The following is a 19,175-nucleotide window of genomic DNA, read 5'->3' on the forward strand; positions in this document are numbered from 1 at the left end:
ACCCGGGTCGGGGCCGCGATGGGGGCGACGGGCGCCGGCGCCGCGCCGATGACACGGCGCTTCACCGTCTCGACCACGACCTGCTTCGAGCGGCCATGGGAGAAGCTCTGGCGCACGGTCCCCTGTTCGATCGGACGCTTCAAGGAAAGCGGCTTCGCAGGGGTCTTGCTCAGAGTCTTGTCGCCCGGATTATTCGTGTCGCTCATTCAGCCTGAACCCTGAGGGTTTCCATCGTCGCGTGAACCGGCAACCCGCGGAGCGCCGGCCTGATCCGTCACGGCATCGTCTTGCAGAGGGGGAGCATCCCCGCCGTATCCGGCGGATCCGCGCTCCTCGATCGCCGCGGCGACGCCCTCGAAGGAGCGTAGCCGACGCCAACGCGCCAGGCAGCCGGCGGCCCCGACTCCTGCGACGAGCGCAGCGTGTATCACATGATCCCGACCTAAGGCCATGTCCAATTCGTCTTCGGACAAGTCGTCAACGATCGGTATGCGGGATATGGCATCGCCGTGGCGCCTGTGCAATGCCGCCGCGATCTTGCGGCGGCCGTCGGCGGCGGCGTCGGACGCATGGATCACGGCCGCGACCCGCGGCTGCGCGCCGATCGCGGCCTCGACCTTGGTGAAGCCGGTGACGATGCAGCCGGCCTTGTTGGCCAGAGCGATCGCCTGCCGCAGGTCGGCCCGCAGGCCTTCGGTGATCCGGTCAGGGAGGTCGGCGGCGGCGGTCGCGCCTTGCGTCTTGAACGCCCGGTTGAACGCCCGCTTCTTCACGGCCGTCGCGACGTCCTCGCGGCGCGCGCTGACCCAGGCGCCGCGGCCGGGAAGGCGCGCGCGCAGGTCCGGCACGACGGCGCCGTCCGGCCCGAGGACGAACCGGATCATCGCGTCCGGCGCCTGCGCGGTCCGGGTGACGATGCAGGTGCGCAGCGTACCCTGACGGCCGCGATTCGGCCCGGCGTCGAGGGCGATCTCATCGACGCCCTCGTCAGCCGTCGGCTGCGCGGCCTGGATCATGTCGCCGGACGCGGCCTGGATCATGTCGCCGGACCTCGCGCCTTCAGTTCGCTTCGGCCTCGGCGGGCTCCGCCTCGCCTTCGGCCGTCTCGGGCTCGGGCAGGGCGTCGATCCAGCCGGCATGCAGGCGCGCGGCCATAATCATGCCTTCCGCCTCGGTGCGGGAGACCTCGAAGCCGTCGAGGTAGCCGGCGTGGCGCTTGGCCTCCGGGCCGCGGCCTTCGGTGTAGCCGACGAGGTCGTCGGTGGCGCAGCCGGCCAAGTCCTCGATCGTCTTCACGTCGTTCTCGCCGAGCGAGACCAGCATCGGCGTGGTCAGGCCGTCGATCTCGCGCAGCTCGTCCTGGACGCCGAGCTCGATGCGGCGGTCGTCGTGCTCCTGCTCAATGCGGGCGAGGTGGTCCTGCGCGCGCGCCTGGATTTCGGCGCCGGTCTCCTCGTCGAGGCCTTGGATCGAGGACAGCTCCTGGATGTCGACGTAGGCGATCTCTTCCACGTTGCGGAAGCCTTCCGCGGCCAGCAGCTGGCCCACGGTCTCGTCCACATCCAGCGCCCCCATGAACACGGTGGTGCGCTCGGCGAACTCCTTCTGGCGGCGCTCGCTCTCCTCGGCCTCGGTGAGGATGTCGATGTCCCAGCCGGTCAGCTGCGAGGCCAGGCGCACGTTCTGGCCGCGGCGGCCGATGGCCAGCGAAAGCTGGTCGTCGGGTACCACCACCTCGATGCGGTCGGCCTCCTCGTCGAGCACCACCTTGACGACTTCCGCCGGCTGCAGCGCGTTGACGATGAAGGTGGCCTGGTCCTCCGACCACGGGATGATGTCGATCTTCTCGCCCTGGAGCTCGCCGACCACCGCCTGGACGCGGGAGCCGCGCATGCCGACGCAGGCGCCGACCGGGTCGATCGAGCCGTCGCGCGAGATCACCGCGATCTTGGCGCGCGAGCCCGGGTCGCGGGCGACCGCCTTCACCTCGACGATGCCGTCGTAGATCTCCGGCACTTCCTGGCCGAAGAGCTTTGCCATGAACTGCGGGTGCGAGCGCGAGAGGAAGATCTGCGGCCCGCGCACCTCGCGGCGCACGTCGAACAGGTAGGAGCGGATGCGGTCGCCGGGGCGGAAGGTCTCGCGCGGGATCATCTCGTCGCGCCGGACGATGCCCTCGCCGCGGCCGAGGTCGACGATGACGTTGCCGTACTCGACGCGCTTGACGAGGCCGTTCACGATCTCGCCAATGCGGTCCTTGTACTCGTCGAACTGGCGGTCGCGCTCGGCGTCGCGGACCTTCTGGACGATGACCTGCTTGGCCGACTGCGCGGCGACGCGCCCGAAGTCGAAGGGCGGCAGGGTGTCGGAGATCACGTCGCCGACGAGCGCGCCCGGATTGTAGCGCCGGGCCTGGTCTAGGGTGATCTCGCGGGCGTCGTTCTCGACAAGGTCGACCACGAGCAGGTGGCGGGAGAGCCGCAGCGCCCCGGTCTTGTTGTCGATCTCGGCGTGCACGTCGGTCTCGGCGCCGTAGCGGGAGCGCGCGGCCTTGGCGATCGCCTCCTCCATCGCGTCGATGACGATGGAGCGATCGATCACCTTCTCGCGGGCGACCGCGTCGGCGATCTGCAGGAGTTCGAGCCGGTTGGCGCTGACGACGGCCATCTGTGTCGGTCCTTCTCTTGGGGTGCCGCTCCGGCGCGCCGCTTTGCGGGCGGGCTGGGCTGCGATGCTCTAGTGAAGCGAGTCGCGGTCCTTGAGGCGGGCCGCCTTGGTGGTCACGGGCTTCTTCGGCGCGTCCGAGGCTGGCTTCGCCTTGACCGGCTTGGCGGCCTTCGGCTTGGCGGAGGCCTTCTGCCGCTTCGGGAACGGGGCGGGCGGCAGGGGCGCCTCCTCCCCGTCGTCCGCGTCGGACTCGCCGTCGAAATCCGCGTCGAGATCTTCCGGGGTTCCGCCGCCGCGCCGGAGCGATTCCCGGATCAGGTCGTCGGTCAGGACGAGGTGCGCCTCGGACAGGTCGCGCAGAGGCACCGAGACCCGGCTCGGAAAACCTTCCTTCACGTCGGGCAGGTCGACCGGAACGGTGAGGGTCGCCGCATCCGGCTCGCCGATGATCCCGCGGAAGCGCTTGCGCCCGTCGAGGGGCACGGACAGCTCGATCTTGGCCTCGTAGCCGGCCCACCGGGCGAAGTCCGAGACCCGGACCAGGGGCCGGTCGATGCCGGGAGAGGACATCTCGAGGTAGTAGGCGATGCCCACGGGGTCATCGAGGTCGAGGATCGGCGAGATCGCGCGGCTCACGGTCTCGCAGTCGTCGATGGACATCGAGCCGTCCGGGCGCTCGGCCATGATCTGCACGGTGCAGCCGTTGGCGCTCGACACCTTGACCCGCACGAGACGGAATCCAAGGCCCTCGATCGGCCCCTCGATCACCTGCGCCACGCGCGCGGCGACGCCGGTCTCGCGGACGAGACGCTTCTCGGTCGGCTCGGGCGAGGGGACGGCGGACGGCTCGGACATGACTGCGCTCAGGGTCGGGCTCGCTGACGGGGCGGCGTTCCGGCCGGGGGCGACCAAGGCTTGCGGCAATAAAAAAGAGCGGACCCGGTGGGGCCCACTCCCGAACCGCAGCCTCACGACTGCAACCAGAACTGATAACGAACGCTCTAGCGGGTGAACGCGCAGAATTCAAGCGTCTTCATGCTCCGCATCGCCTCGGCCCGACGCAGGCGGACGCCCCGAGAACGAGCCACGGAGCGATCCCGGACCGCAGATGGGCGCCTGCGGGGTCGGATCGACGGTCGCTCAGGTCAGCCCCTGCTCGATGGGAAAAGGCGTCGGCTCCCACCAGCGCTCGACATCGTGGAAGCGCGCCGCCTCGGCCTCCCAGCGGTGGAGGATCGCCGCGATGGCCACGCGGTCGTCGGCGCGCAGCGGTTCGACGATCTCGAGGATGCGGCGGCGGCGGCGCCGGTAGTCGGTGCAGCGGCCGGCCTTCTCCCAAGCCTCGATGGCGCGCTGCGTGCGCGCGCCGCGCTTGGGATAGTCGAGGACCTCCGGCGGCTCGTAATCACCGTAGGTGTCGCTCTCGTACCACCGCCAGATCCGGGCGAGGTATTCGCGCGCCTCGTCCAGTGCGCCCGCCGCGAGGGCGATCGCCATGCGCTGCTGGTCGTAAAGGCCGAGGCTCGGGACGATATGGCTGCGATAGAAGTCGAGGTAGGCATGGTGGTCCAAGGCCATCGGGCACAGCAGCGGTAGGACCTGCTCCTCGACCGCACGCGTGAAGATGCGGCCGATCTCGGGATCGGCCCACGCGAAGTCCCCGACCGTGGCCGCCCACGCGGCGAGCTTGGGAAATTCCGGCCTCTGCTGGTAATCGGGCTGGAGAAAGTAGTCCCGCGTGAAGGGGGCCGGTCGGGGCTCGCGTCGAAATCCCTCGGAAAAACTTCCGATATCCCAATCCCAGGTCGCGCCACCCCAGTACAAGGGCGTGATACTGTACCTGGGCCAAAACACATCCGCAGAGCTGCTGCGATGGATGAAGATCTGTGCGATGGCATGACGGATCGGGCGGATCCAGATCGCATGCGGGTTCACTTGGACGAAATCCGGATTGTGCTTCACCACGTCCCGGAAAAGCCGAGCCAACTGCTTCTTGGTCGTCATCGCGACTCCCGCATCTGTATGACGATGATCCGCTGCGTTGCCGGAAAATACGTCTTCGATCTGGTGGCGTAGCGCACCCAATCGGACCAGCTGAGGCCGCGAAGTCCCGTCTTATAGTCATAGACGCAGGCGACGTTCGGCTGAGGAAGATGGTACTGGTCGAGGCGGCTCGTGCCGGATTGACCATACGTGCCTTCCTTTCCATTTTTAAGGATCGATAGCTCCGATTTGAAATTTTCGATGTCTTGGGCTTTTGCCCAACGATCCATCCGCACGTGAATCGCGGTGCCGACGGCTTGCGGCGTTCGATACGCACCACTTTGTCGAACCGCCGCGGCGACCGCGTCGAGCTGGGTCTGGATCTCACCGGTCTTCGGGCAAGCGGCGTCGAGGGATGCCTGGTCGAGCGGGCCGACCCAGATCGCCGGCATGTGCTCGAAGTCTTCGGCGCCACGGAACTCGTGCGCCGTGGTGCCGAGGACGGTGCCGTAGCGACCCCGCTGCGCCGAAAGCGTCGCGAAGAGCGTACCGGCGAGTTCGAGCGTCCGCAGGACCCGAATGGCCGCCAGGGCGAGCGGAACCGCCGGCAGGAAGGCGGGCTGCACCGTCGCGTCCGGCTCGACCCCGTTTGCCGTGAAGGTGCTGCGGCCCAGGATCTCGCCGGAGACGCCGTCGCGGATCGTCTGCGTCGCGCCGAGGGTCTCGAAGACCCGGCTCTCGCCGTCCGGCGCGGTGACCGTATGCTGCTCGTCGAAGTCGCGCCGGCCCGCGCGGATGCGGATCGAGAGGACGCGGGTGCCGTCGTCCAAACGGGTGTCTTCGCGGCTCTGAGCGGGCTCGGCCACGGGCATCTGCGCCCATTGCGGCCTAACCAGCCGCAGCACGTCCGGATCGACGGTACCGCCACTTCCGCCGCCGTCGCCGACCCATTGCCCGCCGTTCGGTTGCCCGGCCGGCGCGCGTGGCTGCTCGGACCAGTCCTTCCGCCGCAAAACCTGCTCCAGGCGGAGCAGCTTCGTGTCGAGGGACAGCCCGGCCAGAAGCCCCTTCAGCTGCTGGACCTCGTCACCAATCCTCGGTTGTCTCGCCATGGCATCGATCCGAATCGGCTACGATTAGGAACAATTACCAGAACAAAACAGGTTTTTCCATCTTATTTTCCTATCCATTGCGTGCCTTGAGACGCCGTGCCGCGAACGGAACGGCGTTCGAAGTGCGCACCCGAAAGCCGGTGCGGGCCGGACGCCGACCCGGCTTTCGCGCGAGCCTCTCATGTCGCCGCGATGCGACCAAAGGCATTTGGCGCCCGAATCGGAAGCCGGTCGGCGCGAACTCCATGGGCGTCGTCTCAGCGCGAGGCCGCCGCGTAGGATACCACCGGTGGGGTCGGCGAGGGCGCGCGCTCGGTTCGCGCGACGGCGACCGCCCAGGCCACCAGCACGATCGCGACCGCGACGTCGCGCGGACGCGGCGGACGGGGTGCGCTTGGCGAATCAGGCATCGGATCGAGGCTCCTCGAAGGGGAGCGGCATCCTGCAACGGGGATGTTGCCGGATTATGTGGGAAATTCACCCACGAACTGCGGCGACGGCCGCATCAGCGCTCGGGCAGGGCGAAGACGGTCAGCTGGCCGCCGAGCGCAGTGTAGTCCGAGAGCGCCGCATAGCCACCGACCGCGCCAGCCCCGTCCGCCGGGTCGGTGAGGCCGGCGGCCAGGCCGATGCCGGCCCAGCCGCCGACGCCGGAGAGCACCGCCACGTATTGGCGGCCGCGATGGCGGTAGGTCATCACGTTGCCGACGACGCCGGACGGGGTCTTGAACCGGTAGAGTTCCCGGCCGGTCGCCGCGTCGACCGCCTTCAGGTAGCCCTCGAGCGTGCCGTAGAAGACCACGCCGCCGGCGGTGGCGAGCGCGCCCGACCAGACCGAGAACGGCTCGGGGTTCGACCAAGCGATCCGACCCGCGACGCCGTCCCAGGCGACGAACGCGCCGGTGCGGGTCTCGCCCGGCGGCGGCTGCAGCCCGACGGTGGCGCCGACGAAGGGCACGCCGGTCGTGTAGGTGACGTGGAACGGCTCGTAGCTCATGCAGATGTGGTTGGTCGGCACGTAGAACAGCCGCGTCTCGTGCGAATAGGCCGCCGGCTGCTGGTTCTTCGCCCCGATCGCGCCGGGACAGATGCCGGCGGTGGTCTCGTCCTCGCCGGTCCGCTCGGGCGAGTAGGCCTCGGCGACCAGCGGCCGGCCGTAGGTCTTGGAGCCCTTGTCCATGTCGACTTTGGAGGCCCAATTGACGACCGGGTCGAACTTCTCGGCGACGAGGAGTTCGCCGGTGGCGCGGTTCAGGGTGTAGCCGAAGCCGTTACGGTCGAAGTGGGTCAGCAGCGGGGTGTCCTTGCCGCCGACCTTCTGGTCGGTGAGGATCATCTCGTTGATGCCGTCGTAGTCCCACTCGTCGTGCGGGGTCATCTGGTAGACCCACTTGGCCACGCCGGTGTCGGGGTTACGCGCCCACACCGTCATCGACCAGCGGTTGTCGCCCGGGCGCTGCTTGGGGTTCCAGGTCGAGGGGTTGCCCGAGCCGTAGTACATCAGGTCGAGCTTGGGGTCGTAGGAGAACCAGCCCCAGGTGCAACCGCCGCCGGTCTTCCACTGGTCGCCTTCCCAGGTCTTGGTCGAGCTATCCTTGCCGACCGGCTTGCCGAGGTGGGTGGTCTTCTCCGGGTCGACCAGCATCTGGTCGTCCGGGCCGATCGAGTAGCCGCGCCAGACCTTCTTGCCGGTCTTGGCGTCGTAGGCGGTCACGTGGCACTGCACGCCGAACTCGCCGCCCGAGATGCCGACGATGATCTTGTCCTTCACCGGCAGGACCGTGGCGGTGTTGGTCTCGCCCTTCTTCGGGTCGCCGTTCACCACCGACCAGTTCACCTTGCCGGACTTCGCGTCGAGCGACACGACCGTGGTGTCGGCCTGGTGCAGGATGATGGCGTTGTCGGAGTAGGCCAGGCCACGGTTGACCGTGTCGCAGCACATCACCGGGATCACCGACGGGTCCTGCTTGGGCTCGTACTTCCACACGATCTTGGCCTCGTGGTCGAGGTCGAGCGCGTAGACGATGTTCGGGAACGGCGTGTGGACGTACATCATGTTGCCGACGACGAGCGGCGAGCCCTCGTGGCCGCGCAGCACGCCGGTCGAGAAGGTCCAGGCGACCTGGAGGTTCTTGACGTTGCCGGCGTTGATCTGGTCGAGCTTGGAATAGCGCGTGTTGGCGTAGTCGACCGTCTGAAGAACCTGCTCGGCGGGGTTCGCCAGATGCGTCATCAGGTCTTCAGCCAAGGCCGGGGTGGCAACCGCCAGACCAGCGCCGAGTGCGAGTAGATGGATTTTCATCGGGCTCGTTCTATCGATCGGATCGCGTGGCGGCAGCCCCCCCTCTGTCGACGGGCAAAGGCCATGATCTGTCGGCCACGAAAAAGCGCAGCCTCCCTGCGGAGACTGCGCTCGATCGAACAGCGATACAGCGACGCGTGAAGAAGCCCTCAGGCCGCCTTCTTGTCCCGCCCGATCAGCTTGCGGTTGATCAGGAGCTCGGCGATCTGGACCGTGTTCAGGGCGGCGCCCTTGCGCAGGTTGTCCGAGACGCACCAAAAGTTCAGGCCGTTCTCCACAGTCGCGTCCTCGCGGATGCGGGAGATGTAGGTGGCGTCCTCGCCCGCCGCCTCGTGTGGGGTCATGTAGCCGCCGTTCTCGCGCTTATCGATCACCAGGATGCCGGGCGCCGAGCGCAGAATCGCGGTCGCCTCTTCGGGCGAAATCGGGCGCTCGAACTCGACGTTGACGGCTTCCGCGTGGCCGATGAACACAGGCACGCGCACGGCGGTGGCCGTGAGCTTGATCTTGGGATCGAGCATCTTCTTGGTCTCTGCGACCAGCTTCCACTCTTCCTTGGTGTAGCCGTCCTCCATGAACACGTCGATGTGCGGGATGACGTTGAAGGCGATGCGCTTGGTGAACTTCTCCTGCTTCACCTCGCCGGCCGTGAACACGGCGCGGGTCTGGTTGAACAGCTCGTCCATCGCGTCCTTGCCGGCTCCGGAGACCGACTGGTAGGTCGAGATCACCACCCGCTTGATCGTCGCCGCGTCGTGCAGCGGCTTCAGGGCCACGACGAGCTGGGCCGTCGAGCAGTTCGGGTTTGCGATGATGTTGCGCTTGGAAAAGCCGACCACCGCGTCGGCGTTCACCTCGGGCACGATCAGCGGTACGTCCGAATCGTAGCGGAACGCCGAGGAATTATCGATCACGACGCAGCCCTGCGCGCCGATGCGGGGCGACCACTCCTTCGAGGTCTCGCCGCCGGCCGACATCAGGCAGATGTCGGTGTCGGAGAAGTCGTAGGTGTCGAGCGCTTTGACCTTGAGGATCTTGTCGCCGAAGGAGACCTCCTGGCCCTGGCTGCGGCGCGAGGCCAGCGCCACGACCTCGTCGGCGGGGAAGGCCCGCTCGGCGAGGATGTCCAGCATCTCGCGGCCCACGTTGCCCGTGGCGCCGACGATGGCGACCTTGTAACCCATCTCGAAGACTCCGCTTGCCGTGCAGCGATCCCGGCCTCCGCCGGCCGCATCGGCCCATGACCCGTAGGCCCCGCGACGTCGCAAGGCAGGACCTTCGGAAGGCAGGAGCAAGGCTCCGGGGTCGCGCGCCTGTCAAGGGCGGTCGCGTCATGCCTCGGCCCGTCCGCCATGCTTCTCCCTGCGCGACCAAGCCCGTCGGCCGCGACAAGGATCGATTCACCGCGTGACGAGAAACGCCGCCGCGGAGGCCGGCTTGGAAAGGTGGGGGGAGGGGATCGAGGCGGATGGTGCCGGCGCTTTCCCGAGGCGCGACCGCATCCGATGGCCCCAGACGAGACGTTCCCCGACCTCGCCCCCGCGGCACCCGCGCCGCGGCGGTGGCGGCTCGTCGCCTTCACCGGCCGGGCCGTCGGCGCCGTGCTCGTCATCGGCGCCTTGAGCCTGTTCTCGCGCGAGACCAAGCGGCCCGCCGATCCGCCCGCTCCGGCCCCGGCATCCGTCACGACGACCGATCTCGGCATCGCCTTCGTCCCGGCCATGACGCTGAACGCCCGCCCGGTCGCCCCGGCCGCCGGCACCGGGCGCCTGCGCCTCGACCGGGCCGGCGAGCCGGTCCGGATCGAACCGCCGCGCAACCCGCAGGAGCAGACGCTGGCAAGCGGCGACTTTTCGGCGATCGAGGAGACGCACCTGCGCCTCACCCTGACGCGGGACGCCGCCGAGCCGCAGCCCGGCCTGTTCGTGACGCTAGCCCGGCGCGCGGCGGAGGGTCCGAACCTCGCGGTGGTCCGCACTGGCGCCCGCGGGCGGGTCGCCACCAAGTTCGGCGCGGTCGAGACGCTGGAGGCGACCTTGTCCGGCGACCGGCGCCGGATCTGCACCGGCTTCGTCACCCTGGAGGCCCGGCCGGTTCGGGTGGACGGCTGGCTGTGCGCGCCTCTGGGACAACCGCCCGAGCCGCGCGCGCTCGCCTGCGCCCTCGACGGCCTCGCGCTGGACGGGCGCGCGGACCCCGCCATCGACGCCGTCTTCACTGAGGCCGAGGCGCGTCGCGATCCGGCCTGCGATCCGATCCGGGCGCTCTCGGCGCAGGACCTGGCGGGTCGCACCGGCTCGATCGCGCCGCGCCGCACGACGCCTCCGCCGAAGCGGCCCCGTGCGTGATTGGGGCAACATTGCGGCAAAACACGTAAGCTCGGCCGTTTTTCCGGAACCACGGCCGCGCTCGGGCGTCTACTGCGCAACAGGCACCGGATTCTTAATCTCTCGGCGCCATACCAGACCCGCATTCAAACAAGGTGCGTCATGCGCTCGATCAAGATCGCCCTGCTGGGCGCCCTCGCCGTCACCAGCCTCGGCTTCACCGCTCCGGCCCAGGCGCAGGACGGGTTCGGCCCAGGCTACCGCGTCAGTCGCCCGCTGCCGATCCGCATCCGCCCGCGCAGCTGGCTCGACGCCGGCAACGTGGTCGAGCCCGGCAACGGCTCGGTGAGCAACCCGGCCACCAACCCGGTGCTGATCGCACAGTCGAACCAGCTTAACCCGGTCTACGGCCGCAACGACGGCTACGGCGGTGGCATCCTGCCCGATCCGATCACCAACGGCCCGTTCATCGGCGCCCGGTCGAGCGCGATCCGCAACGTCGACTTCTCGGCCGTCGACGCGATCGATCCGACCTCCTACGTCTCGCGCTACGGCAACCCGTACTAAGCCGGGCCGAAACTCACCTGTACCGATCGGGGGCGCGCAGCGAGGGCTGCGCGCCCTTTCTCGTTCTTATCCGCTTGCGTTCTTGGCTACTCAGGCCGCGCGGGTGCGAAGCTCAGCCGCGATCGTCTCGGCCATGGCGCGCGTGCCGAGGACCTTCGACCCCTCGCCGGCGATGTCGGCCGTGCGCGCGCCGCCGGCGAGCGCCGCGGTGATCGCGCCGTCCACGAGGTCGGCCGCCTCGCCGAGGCCGAACGAGTAGCGCAGGCACATGGCGAGCGAGCCGATCATCGCGATCGGGTTCGCCTTGTCCTGTCCGGCGATGTCGGGGGCGGAGCCGTGCACCGGCTCGTACAGCGCCTTGCGGGTGCCGCGGGCGTCCACCGCGCCGAGCGAGGCCGAGGGCAGCATCCCGAGGGAGCCGGTCAGCATCGCCGCGACGTCCGAGAGCACGTCGCCGAACAGGTTGTCGGTCACCAGCACGTCGAACTGCTTCGGGCGCCGCACCAGCTGCATCGCGCAGTTGTCGGCGAGCACGTGCTCGAGCTCGATGCCGGCGTGGTGGCGGGCATGCACCTCGGTGACGACCTCCTTCCACAGGACGCCGGACTTCATCACGTTGTGCTTCTCCGCCGACGCGACGCGCCCAGAGCGCTTGGCCGCCAGGTCGAAGGCGACGTGGGCGATCCGCTCGATCTCGGCCGTGGTGTAGACCTGCGTGTCCACCGCCCGCTTCGAGCCGTCGGGCAGGGTGGTGATCTCTTTCGGCTCGCCGAAATACACGCCGCCGGTCAATTCGCGGACGATCATGATGTCGAGGCCCTCGACCAGCTCGCGCTTGAGCGCCGAGGCGTCGGCGAGCGCCGGGTAGCAGATCGCCGGGCGCAGGTTCGCGAAGAGGCCGAGATCCTTGCGCAGGCGCAGCAGGCCGGCCTCGGGGCGGATCTCGTAGGCCACGCCGTTCCATTTCGGGCCGCCGACGGCCCCGAGCAGGATCGCGTCGGCCGCATCCGCCTTGGCCAGCGTCGCGTCCGAAAGCGGCTTGCCGTGGGCGTCGATGGCGCAGCCGCCGACGAGGTCGGCCTCGGTCTCGAAGTGGGCGAGCCCGGTCTCGGCGAGCGCCGCCAGCACCGTCTGGACGCCGGCCATCACCTCGGGGCCGATCCCGTCGCCGGGCAGGAGCAGGAGCTTGTAGGTGGCCATGATCTGATCGTTCCGGAGGGCGGAGGGTCGGCGGGGTGTAGCGAGGGGTCGCGGCGCTTGGCAAGGTTTCGGGCCGAGCGCCTCGGACACCGCCCGCGGCCTGATCTGATACGACAGCAAGAAACGGGGTGCGGGGCGAGCACCAATCGCGTCCGGTAGGGGCCTAAGGAGCCCCCGATGAAAGCCTTCCGCTGTATCCCGATGAAGACTGAGACCGCGGAGCGCTTCCGATGCTCAGGTCATGACGACTTCGGCAACGCGCTGCACCGGGTGGTTGCCGAGCCTCACAAGGGATTCCCATGCCGGCACTGCCTGCGCCTCGCCGAACCCGGCGAAACCATGCTGCTCGGCTCTTAGAGCTAGGGACAAAACCGTTTGGCCTGAGTTCGGCAGATGAGGGCGCAGGCGAGGGTGGTGAAGGCGAGGTGGAGGTCAGCGCGTCGCTCGTAGCGGATGGTCAGCCGGCGGAAGCGAGCCAACCACGCCAGCGTGCGTTCGACGATCCAATGATAGCGGCCGAGGTGCTGGCTGCTCTCGATGCCGCGCCGGGCGATGCGCGGCGTGATGCTGCGCGCCCGGCACTCACCTCGACACCGGCGATGATCGTAGCCCTTGTCAGCGTGCAACTTGTCCGGTCTGCGCCGAGGGCGACCCCGACGCCCTGTGCGCACGCCCGGCACCGCATCAAGGGTGGCGGCCAGCATGCGGCTGTCGTGGCAGTTGGCTCCGGTGAGCGTCAGGCCGAGCGGCGTGCCGTTGGCGTCCACGACGAGGTGGCGCTTCGTCCCCGGCTTGCCTCGATCCGTCGGGTTCGGCCCCGTCGCAGAGCCCCTTTTTTCGCCGGCAGGCTCGCACTGTCGAGGGCGGCCCGTGACCAATCGAGCGCGTCTGCATCCTGAAGCTGCTCCAGCATCACGCGATGCAGAGCGGCCCAGACGCCAGCTGCCTGCCACACGCCCAGCCGCCGCCAACTCGTCTTGCCGCTGCAGCCGACATCGGAGCGCGGCAGATGCTTCCACTGCATGCCCGTGCGCAGAACTAGAATGATGCCCGCCAGTGCCGCCCGATCCGAAGAGCGCGGCCGACCACCCTTCGGCTTCTCCGGCTCGGATGGAAGAAGCGGCTCGATCACCGCCCAGAGGTCGTCCGGTACAAGAGCGTCCATGCCCGCCTAACCCGCTCAACGCGGTTTTGTCCCGCGCTCTTATGCGCTGCCGCAGCCGCGGGGCATCTACTGGACGCCGAGCCCGATCTTCCTGCACGCCGACGCCTGTCCGCACTTCGCAGCCGACGATACGCTCGCGCCGACGGTCGCCGCGAACCCGCTCGTCTCGGTGCGGGCCTACGATGCCGAGGATTTCTGCCTGTACGATCTCGGCCACGTCTGCGCGGGCGCCGAGGTCGAGGGACCTTTGCGACGCGCGCTCGCCGATCCGCGCAGCGTTTTCGTCAACATCCATACGGCCAAGCCCGGCTGCTGGCTGGCCCGTGTCGAGCGCGCGGCGTGAGGCTTCGCCTCAGGCCTTCCGCGCCACCGTGAACCGCGCCGCCTCGCGCAGCGTCTGCGCCCGGTCGCCCCAGCGCGAGACCGCCTCCTCGCAGACGCCGACCAGCCGGTCGCATTCGGCCCGCGCGCCGTCGAGGCCGAGGCGGTCGACCAGCGTCGCCTTGCCGGCGTCCTTGTCCTTGCCCGTGGCCTTGCCCATCGCTTCCGGCGAGGCCTCGCGGTCGAGGATGTCGTCGGCGATCTGGAAGGCCTGGCCGAGCGCGAGGCCGTAGCGCAAGAGCGCGGCGCGCTCGTCCGTCGTGGCGCCGCCGACCATCGCGCCGGCCTCCACCGAGAAGGCGAGGATCGCGCCGGTCTTCATCGCCTGCATCCGCAAGGTGTCGTCCACGTCGAGGGAGACCGGGCCGAAACGGCCTTCCGCGGTCAGGTCGAGGAGCTGGCCGCCGACCATGCCGCCGAGGCCCGAGGCGCGGGCGAGGCCGAGCACGAGGTCGGCACGGATCGACGCGTCCGGCTGCCAGGTCGGGTCGGCCACGATCTCGAAGGCTAGGGTCTGCAGCGCGTCGCCGACCAGGATCGCGGTCGCCTCGTCGTAGGCCTTGTGCACGGTGGGCTTGCCGCGGCGCATGTCGTCGTCGTCCATCGCCGGCATGTCGTCGTGGACCAGCGAATAGCAGTGCACCAGCTCGACGCCGGCGCCGGCGGCCAGCGCCGCCGCCTCCGCGCCGCCGAGCATCCGCGCGGTCTCGACCGCGAGGAAGGGGCGCAGGCGCTTGCCGCCGCCGAGCACCGCGTGGCGCATCGCCTCCATCAGGCGCGGCGGGCGCGCGATCTCGCCGGGGCCGACCTCGGGGCCGAGGCGCTCGACCAGGAAGGTCTCGACCGTGTCGGCCACGCGGGCGAGCTTGTGGGAAAACCCGTCGTCGGCGGCATGCTCGGTACCTTGCGACTTGACCGGAGCGGGGTGAGCCTGCGTTGAGGTCATCGGGAACGGGCCTTGGCGGGAGTGGGACGCGACACGGTGCGGGCGGACGATAGCAAAGCGGCGCCGGGTCGCGACGCGCAGAGTACCGAGGCGCGGGACCTGAGGTCGCTGGGACGCCCGCAGCCGCCGGCTCCGTCACGGCGGGTCCGGAAGCTCGTCGGGCGCATCCTGCTCGTCCCGGCCGTCGGGCTCGTCCTCATGCTCGCGCTGGCGCTGCTCTATAGCGCGGTGACGCCGCCCTCAACCCTGATGCTCGGGCGATGGTTGACGCTCCAGCCGGTGGCCCGCGAGGCGGTGCCGCTCTCCGCCATCGCGCCGGCCCTGGTCCAGGCGGTCCTCGCCTCCGAGGACCAGCGCTTCTGCCTCGACCACGGCGTCGACGTCGACGCGCTGCGCGACGTGGTCGACGACGAGGACGGGCCGAGCCGCGGCGCCTCGACCATCGCGATGCAGACCGTGAAGAACGTCTTCCTCTGGCCCGGCCGCTCCTACGTCCGCAAGGCGCTCGAGATTCCGCTCGCCTTCCTGATGGATACGCTCTGGGGCAAGCGGCGGATGATGGAGATCTATCTCAACGTCGCCGAATGGGGCGAGGGGATCTACGGCGCCCAGGCCGCCGCCCGGCACTGGTTCGGCAAGAACGCCCGCGACCTCAGCCGCGGGGAAGCCGCCCTGCTGGCCGCGACCCTGCCGAACCCGATCCTGCGCAGCGCCGGCAAGCCCTCCCGCGGGGTGCGGTCCCTGGCCGGCCGCATCCAGGGCCGGATGGGGCAGGTCGAGGGCCTGATGGGGTGCCTCAAGGGATAGGCTTTTGCGCGGGCCCCGGGTTCGCAGGCCGCCCGGATGCGGTTAGGGAGCGTGATCCAAGCGAGAACGGACGTCATGGCCGGCACCACAGAGATCACCCTGGAGCGGATCGCCCTGATCCGCCGCCTCGTCGTCGGCTGGAACCCGGACGGGGCCGGCGCGCCGATGATCCATCCGGACGCTCCCTACGGCTCGACCTCGCGGGACGACGACATCGCCAACGTCACCGGCGACGACGAGGGCGCCGACGCGGAGCACAGAGCGGTGGGCGCGGCGTTCGCCACCTTCGTCCGGCACGCGGTGCTCAAGCCCGGCCGCTACCAGTACCACAACCCCCTGGCCAAGCTCGATCCGGGCCGGGCCGGCGACGTGTTCCGCGACGCCGACGGCGCCACGCCCGAGCACATCACATTCGACGTCACCGAGGCGCATCTCGCGCTGATCCCGCACCTGGCGGTCCGCTGGGACGACGCCCTCGACGTGCCCTGCGTCGACGCCCAGGCGCCCTACGGCGCGACGCCGGTGCCGGACGCAGCCTTGCACCACGAGATGCAACCGGCGTTGCAGATCTTCCTGCGCTACGCCGACATCGCGCCGGGCGATTACGACTGAAGGCTGCGGTCGCCGGCGCTTCTCCCTCCCCCCCTCTGCGGGGGAGGGAGAGAAGGCGTTTCTCAGGCGTCCCGCTTCTTCCGCTGCGCCAGCGTCCGCAGCCGCAGCGCGTTGAGCTTGATGAAGCCCGCCGCATCGCGGTGGTCGTAGGCGACGGCGCCTTCCTCGAAGGTGACGAGGTCCTGGTCGTAGAGCGAGTGCGGGCTCGTGCGGCCGATGACGTGGACGCCGCCCTTGTAGAGCTTGAGCCGCACCTCACCGGTGACCAGCTCCTGGCTCTTGTCGATCAGCGCCTGCAGCATCTCGCGCTCGGGCGAGAACCAGAAGCCGTTGTAGATCAGTTCCGCGTATTGCGGCATGATCTGGTCCTTGAGGTGCGCCGCGCCGCGGTCCAGCGTGATCGACTCGATGGCGCGGTGGGCCGGCAGCAGGATGGTGCCGCCGGGCGTCTCGTACATGCCGCGGCTCTTCATGCCGACGAAGCGGTTCTCGACGAGGTCGAGCCGGCCGATGCCGTTGTCGTGGCCGAGTTGGTTGAGCTTGGCCAGCAGCGAGGCCGGAGACAGCTTTTCGCCGTCGATCGAGACCGCGTCACCCTTCTCGAAGCCGATGGTGACGATCGTGGGCGTGTCCGGCGCCTCCTCGGGCGAGATCGTGCGCGAGAAGACGTAATCCGGCACCTCGTCGGCCGGGTCCTCCAGCACTTTGCCCTCGGAGGAGGCGTGCAGGAGGTTGGCGTCCACCGAGAACGGGCTCTCGCCGCGCTTGTCCTTGGCGATCGGGATCTGGTGCTGCTCAGCGAAGGCGATCAGCTGCTCGCGGCTCTTCAGGTCCCATTCGCGCCAGGGCGCGATGACCGTCACGTCGGGCTTGAGGGCGTAGTAGCCGAGCTCGAACCGGACCTGGTCGTTGCCCTTTCCGGTGGCGCCGTGGCAGACCGCGTCGGCGCCCAGCCGCTCGGCGATCTCGATCTGCTTCTTGGCGATGAGCGGCCGGGCGATCGAGGTGCCGAGCAGGTAGACGCCCTCGTAGACCGCGTTGGCGCGAAACATCGGAAACACGTAGTCCCGCACGAATTCCTCGCGCAGGTCCTCGATGAAGATGTTCTCGGGCTTGATGCCGAGCAGCTCCGCCTTGCGGCGGGCCGGCTCCAGTTCCTCGCCCTGGCCGAGGTCGGCGGTGAAGGTGATCACCTCGCAGCCGTAGGTCGTCTGCAGCCACTTGAGGATGATCGAGGTGTCGAGGCCGCCGGAATAGGCGAGCACGACCTTGTTCACGGGCTTCTTGTCGGGCTCGGACATGCGGACCTTCGGGTGTTCGCGGACGTTAGGCGAGGGGGTTGCGGCGGCTTATCGCGCCGTCCGGCGCCCTGCAACCGGAACGGCCTGCAACCGGCATGCCGGGCCGGACGTTCGCTCAAGCGCGCGGGGCGTCGCCAATGCCCCGTCGCGCGCCCCAACCTGCCTCGCTCCCGACATCGACGGGTGTGAGATTTGCGTGCCGACACCTGAGACCCGGAGAAGCGATCACCATGGCGCGCCAGCCGACCCTCGAGTTCTGGTACGAGTTCGCTTCGACCTATTCCTACCTCGCCGCCGCCCGGATCGAGGGTCTGGCCGCGGCGGCCGGCGTGGCGGTGCGCTGGCGCCCGTTCCTGCTCGGGCCGATCTTCGCCTCGCAGGGCTGGACGAGCTCGCCCTTCAACCTCTACCCGGCCAAGGGCCGCAACATGTGGCGCGACATGGAGCGCGAGGCCGCCCGCTGCGGCCTGCCGCCGGTGCGGCGCCCCGATCCGTTCCCGCAGAACAGCCTCAGCGCAACCCGCGCCGCCATCCTCGGGCAGGACCAGGATTGGCTGGTGCCGTTCTCGAAGGCGGTGTTCGAATCCTGCTTCGCGCACGGCCGCTCGATCGCCGAGCCCGCGGCGGTGGTCGAGATCCTGAACGGGCTCGGCCTCGACGGGACGCAGCAGCTCAAGGCGGCGGCGAGCGAAGCGAACAAGACCAAGCTCCGCGTCGTCGGCGAGGAGGCGCGCTCGCGCGGCATCTACGGCGCCCCGACCTTCCTGACGGATGACGGTGAGCTGTTCTGGGGCAACGACCGCCTGGAACAGGCGCTGGCCTGGGCCGCCGGCGAGCGCCCGGGCGACATGCGCTGACGCCATCGCGCGACGAGACTCTCCGACGCGAAGGCCCCGACATCGCCTGAATTGCCGGGCTGATGCGCGGGCTCGACACCGCCGCTCGGACGCCAGCATGCCCTTCACCCGCCGCCACCTCATCGCGACCTCGGCCGCCGCCGTCGCCCTCACCGGGGCGGCGCGCGCCCAATCGTATGGTCAGCGCGTCTCGGTGACGAGCGACGAGGGCAGGCCGGTCGCCAACTCCGTGCTCCCAGGCGAGATCACCGGCCAGCTCGCGTCCCTGCGGGGAATCACCTACGTCGGCCCGCGCGAGGCCGAGACGACGCTGTACGAGTTCTTCGACTTCAACTGCCCCTACTGCCGCAAGGCCGCCGCCGACGTGATCGCCCTGCACGCCGCCGACCCGGCGTTGCGCATCGGCCTTGTCCAGAATCCGATTCTGTCGCCGCAATCGGCCCAGGCCGCCAAGGTGGCGCTGGCCGTCCAGCGCAAGCTCGGCTCCGAGGCGGCCTGGGACTTCTACGGCCGGTTGCTCGGCAAGCCCGGCAAGATCGACGGCCCCGGCGCGCTCGCCGCCGGCACGGCGCTTGGGATCGCCGGACCGGAGCTGGAGAGCATCGCCGACAGCGACGAGGTCCGCGAAGCGCTCAAGAGCCAGATGCGGATCGCGGCCGACCTCGGCCTCTACGCGACCCCGTCCTACGTGCTGGGCAACGCCGGCATCCTCGGGCATCCGGGCGCCCGCTCCATGGCGAAGATGATCGCCGCCACCCGCCGTTGCGACCGCCTCGCCTGCTGATTTCCCCTGTCGGATCGATCACCCGGCACAAGCTCGGCCGGGCCGCCGCCGCCGGCCGATCGCCTTGCGCGGCTCCGGTTGCCATGCTAGGCGGTCGCCGCGCCGGCCGAGGGATCTTCGTGGGTCCCGGACAAGCCCGGCACAATCCCATTTCCCGACGGTCT

21 protein-coding genes are annotated in these 19,175 nt (G+C 69.4%); 8 read left to right on the forward strand and 13 right to left on the reverse strand.

Features of this window, described 5'->3' with window-relative positions; genetic code table 11:
• The 9 genes from FV226_RS14010 to FV226_RS14045 form a co-directional block, all read right to left on the reverse strand.
• The coding region (locus tag FV226_RS14010; RefSeq protein ID WP_147763388.1) for a translation initiation factor IF-2 associated domain-containing protein at positions 1-206 on the reverse strand (206 nt) is incomplete at its 3' end.
• On the reverse strand, positions 207-1,016 hold the full coding sequence (locus FV226_RS14015) for an RNA-binding protein (protein ID WP_147763418.1): 810 nt from the start codon (positions 1,014-1,016) through the stop codon (positions 207-209). It lies immediately after the preceding gene.
• 43 nt (positions 1,017-1,059) lie between these two features.
• Positions 1,060-2,667, reverse strand: coding sequence for a transcription termination factor NusA (nusA, locus tag FV226_RS14020; protein ID WP_147754269.1), 1,608 nt, complete (start codon positions 2,665-2,667; stop codon positions 1,060-1,062).
• Between the two features lie 69 nt (positions 2,668-2,736).
• The gene (gene rimP / locus FV226_RS14025) at positions 2,737-3,522 is read right to left on the reverse strand and encodes a ribosome maturation factor RimP (RefSeq protein WP_147763389.1); all 786 of its coding nucleotides are present in this window, start codon (positions 3,520-3,522) and stop codon (positions 2,737-2,739) included.
• Positions 3,523-3,807: 285 nt separating this feature from the next.
• Positions 3,808-4,671, reverse strand: coding sequence for a hypothetical protein (locus FV226_RS14030; protein ID WP_147763390.1), 864 nt, complete (start codon positions 4,669-4,671; stop codon positions 3,808-3,810).
• Entirely contained in the window at positions 4,668-5,762 is a 1,095-nt protein-coding gene (locus FV226_RS14035) for a hypothetical protein (RefSeq protein ID WP_147763391.1), read from the reverse strand. The genes FV226_RS14030 and FV226_RS14035 overlap by 4 nt, the downstream gene beginning before the upstream one ends.
• 257 nt (positions 5,763-6,019) lie before the next feature.
• Positions 6,020-6,172, reverse strand: coding sequence for a hypothetical protein (locus FV226_RS27995; RefSeq protein WP_187277344.1), 153 nt, complete (start codon positions 6,170-6,172; stop codon positions 6,020-6,022).
• A 95-nt stretch (positions 6,173-6,267) separates the two neighbouring features.
• Positions 6,268-8,064, reverse strand: coding sequence for a methanol/ethanol family PQQ-dependent dehydrogenase (locus FV226_RS14040; RefSeq protein ID WP_147763392.1), 1,797 nt, complete (start codon positions 8,062-8,064; stop codon positions 6,268-6,270).
• A gap of 149 nt (positions 8,065-8,213) precedes the next feature.
• A complete protein-coding gene (locus FV226_RS14045; protein WP_147752713.1) occupies positions 8,214-9,248 on the reverse strand; it encodes an aspartate-semialdehyde dehydrogenase in 1,035 nt (344 codons plus the stop codon).
• Positions 9,249-9,569: 321 nt separating this feature from the next.
• Here FV226_RS14045 and FV226_RS14050 point away from each other — a divergent pair, with 321 nt between their 5' ends.
• Together FV226_RS14050 and FV226_RS14055 are read left to right on the forward strand one after the other, a co-directional pair.
• Entirely contained in the window at positions 9,570-10,412 is an 843-nt protein-coding gene (locus tag FV226_RS14050; RefSeq protein WP_147763393.1) for a hypothetical protein, read from the forward strand.
• A 141-nt stretch (positions 10,413-10,553) separates the two neighbouring features.
• Complete coding sequence (locus tag FV226_RS14055) at positions 10,554-10,958, forward strand: hypothetical protein (protein WP_147763394.1); 405 nt, start codon at positions 10,554-10,556, stop codon at positions 10,956-10,958.
• A 90-nt stretch (positions 10,959-11,048) separates the two neighbouring features.
• Here the strand turns inward: FV226_RS14055 and leuB are convergent, their stop codons facing one another.
• Positions 11,049-12,158, reverse strand: coding sequence for a 3-isopropylmalate dehydrogenase (leuB, locus tag FV226_RS14060; RefSeq protein ID WP_147763395.1), 1,110 nt, complete (start codon positions 12,156-12,158; stop codon positions 11,049-11,051).
• Positions 12,159-12,335: 177 nt separating this feature from the next.
• On the opposite strand from leuB, the gene FV226_RS14065 reads away from it, so the two are divergent.
• On the forward strand, positions 12,336-12,515 hold the full coding sequence (locus tag FV226_RS14065) for a DUF1203 domain-containing protein (protein WP_147763396.1): 180 nt from the start codon (positions 12,336-12,338) through the stop codon (positions 12,513-12,515).
• Positions 12,516-12,517: 2 nt separating this feature from the next.
• Here the strand turns inward: FV226_RS14065 and FV226_RS14070 are convergent.
• Positions 12,518-13,323 (reverse strand): IS5 family transposase gene (locus tag FV226_RS14070; RefSeq protein WP_147763397.1). Its coding sequence is split into 2 segments (ribosomal slippage): positions 12,518-12,996 and positions 12,996-13,323, totalling 807 coding nucleotides; the frame shifts between segments, so codons are not numbered across the junction.
• 46 nt (positions 13,324-13,369) lie between these two features.
• On the opposite strand from FV226_RS14070, the gene FV226_RS14075 reads away from it, so the two are divergent.
• A complete protein-coding gene (locus FV226_RS14075) occupies positions 13,370-13,666 on the forward strand; it encodes a DUF1203 domain-containing protein (protein WP_147763398.1) in 297 nt (98 codons plus the stop codon).
• A gap of 9 nt (positions 13,667-13,675) precedes the next feature.
• Here FV226_RS14075 and FV226_RS14080 read toward each other — a convergent pair whose 3' ends face one another.
• The gene (locus FV226_RS14080; protein WP_147763399.1) at positions 13,676-14,650 is read right to left on the reverse strand and encodes a polyprenyl synthetase family protein; all 975 of its coding nucleotides are present in this window, start codon (positions 14,648-14,650) and stop codon (positions 13,676-13,678) included.
• Positions 14,651-14,848: 198 nt separating this feature from the next.
• Between FV226_RS14080 and mtgA the strand changes: the two genes are divergently transcribed.
• Both mtgA and FV226_RS14090 read left to right on the forward strand, forming a co-directional pair.
• A complete protein-coding gene (mtgA, locus tag FV226_RS14085; protein WP_246685390.1) occupies positions 14,849-15,457 on the forward strand; it encodes a monofunctional biosynthetic peptidoglycan transglycosylase in 609 nt (202 codons plus the stop codon).
• A gap of 75 nt (positions 15,458-15,532) precedes the next feature.
• On the forward strand, positions 15,533-16,069 hold the full coding sequence (locus tag FV226_RS14090; protein ID WP_147763400.1) for a hypothetical protein: 537 nt from the start codon (positions 15,533-15,535) through the stop codon (positions 16,067-16,069).
• A gap of 62 nt (positions 16,070-16,131) precedes the next feature.
• On the opposite strand, the gene FV226_RS14095 is transcribed toward FV226_RS14090, so the two are convergent.
• On the reverse strand, positions 16,132-17,370 hold the full coding sequence (locus FV226_RS14095) for an argininosuccinate synthase (RefSeq protein WP_147752721.1): 1,239 nt from the start codon (positions 17,368-17,370) through the stop codon (positions 16,132-16,134).
• 230 nt (positions 17,371-17,600) lie between these two features.
• Between FV226_RS14095 and FV226_RS14100 the strand changes: the two genes are divergently transcribed.
• Entirely contained in the window at positions 17,601-18,227 is a 627-nt protein-coding gene (locus FV226_RS14100; RefSeq protein WP_147763401.1) for a 2-hydroxychromene-2-carboxylate isomerase, read from the forward strand.
• Between the two features lie 97 nt (positions 18,228-18,324).
• Positions 18,325-19,011 (forward strand): DsbA family protein, encoded by a 687-nt coding sequence (locus tag FV226_RS14105; protein ID WP_147763402.1) that lies wholly within the window; start codon positions 18,325-18,327, stop codon positions 19,009-19,011.
• Positions 19,012-19,175 lie beyond the last annotated feature (164 nt).

Source organism: Methylobacterium sp. WL12 (assembly GCF_008039475.1).
In the GTDB taxonomy this organism is placed as follows: Bacteria; Pseudomonadota; Alphaproteobacteria; order Rhizobiales; family Beijerinckiaceae; genus Methylobacterium; species Methylobacterium cerastii.

Excerpts from the sequence above, each read along its gene's own strand:
- FV226_RS14015 (WP_147763418.1), bottom strand. The coding sequence starts at position 1,016 with ATGATCCAGGCCGCGCAGCCGACGGCTGACGAGGGCGTCGATGAGATC.
- FV226_RS14080 (WP_147763399.1), bottom strand. The coding sequence starts at position 14,650 with ATGACCTCAACGCAGGCTCACCCCGCTCCGGTCAAGTCGCAAGGTACC.
- FV226_RS14090 (WP_147763400.1), top strand. The coding sequence starts at position 15,533 with ATGGCCGGCACCACAGAGATCACCCTGGAGCGGATCGCCCTGATCCGC.
- FV226_RS14055 (WP_147763394.1), top strand. The coding sequence starts at position 10,554 with ATGCGCTCGATCAAGATCGCCCTGCTGGGCGCCCTCGCCGTCACCAGC.
- FV226_RS14050 (WP_147763393.1), top strand. The coding sequence starts at position 9,570 with ATGGCCCCAGACGAGACGTTCCCCGACCTCGCCCCCGCGGCACCCGCG.
- FV226_RS14040 (WP_147763392.1), bottom strand. The coding sequence starts at position 8,064 with ATGAAAATCCATCTACTCGCACTCGGCGCTGGTCTGGCGGTTGCCACC.
- FV226_RS14035 (WP_147763391.1), bottom strand. The coding sequence starts at position 5,762 with ATGGCGAGACAACCGAGGATTGGTGACGAGGTCCAGCAGCTGAAGGGG.
- FV226_RS14095 (WP_147752721.1), bottom strand. The coding sequence starts at position 17,370 with ATGTCCGAGCCCGACAAGAAGCCCGTGAACAAGGTCGTGCTCGCCTAT.
- FV226_RS27995 (WP_187277344.1), bottom strand. The coding sequence starts at position 6,172 with ATGCCTGATTCGCCAAGCGCACCCCGTCCGCCGCGTCCGCGCGACGTC.
- FV226_RS14030 (WP_147763390.1), bottom strand. The coding sequence starts at position 4,671 with ATGACGACCAAGAAGCAGTTGGCTCGGCTTTTCCGGGACGTGGTGAAG.
- rimP (WP_147763389.1), bottom strand. The coding sequence starts at position 3,522 with ATGTCCGAGCCGTCCGCCGTCCCCTCGCCCGAGCCGACCGAGAAGCGT.
- FV226_RS14045 (WP_147752713.1), bottom strand. The coding sequence starts at position 9,248 with ATGGGTTACAAGGTCGCCATCGTCGGCGCCACGGGCAACGTGGGCCGC.
- FV226_RS14065 (WP_147763396.1), top strand. The coding sequence starts at position 12,336 with ATGAAAGCCTTCCGCTGTATCCCGATGAAGACTGAGACCGCGGAGCGC.
- FV226_RS14105 (WP_147763402.1), top strand. The coding sequence starts at position 18,325 with ATGCCCTTCACCCGCCGCCACCTCATCGCGACCTCGGCCGCCGCCGTC.
- leuB (WP_147763395.1), bottom strand. The coding sequence starts at position 12,158 with ATGGCCACCTACAAGCTCCTGCTCCTGCCCGGCGACGGGATCGGCCCC.
- mtgA (WP_246685390.1), top strand. The coding sequence starts at position 14,849 with ATGCTCGCGCTGGCGCTGCTCTATAGCGCGGTGACGCCGCCCTCAACC.
- nusA (WP_147754269.1), bottom strand. The coding sequence starts at position 2,667 with ATGGCCGTCGTCAGCGCCAACCGGCTCGAACTCCTGCAGATCGCCGAC.
- FV226_RS14100 (WP_147763401.1), top strand. The coding sequence starts at position 17,601 with ATGGCGCGCCAGCCGACCCTCGAGTTCTGGTACGAGTTCGCTTCGACC.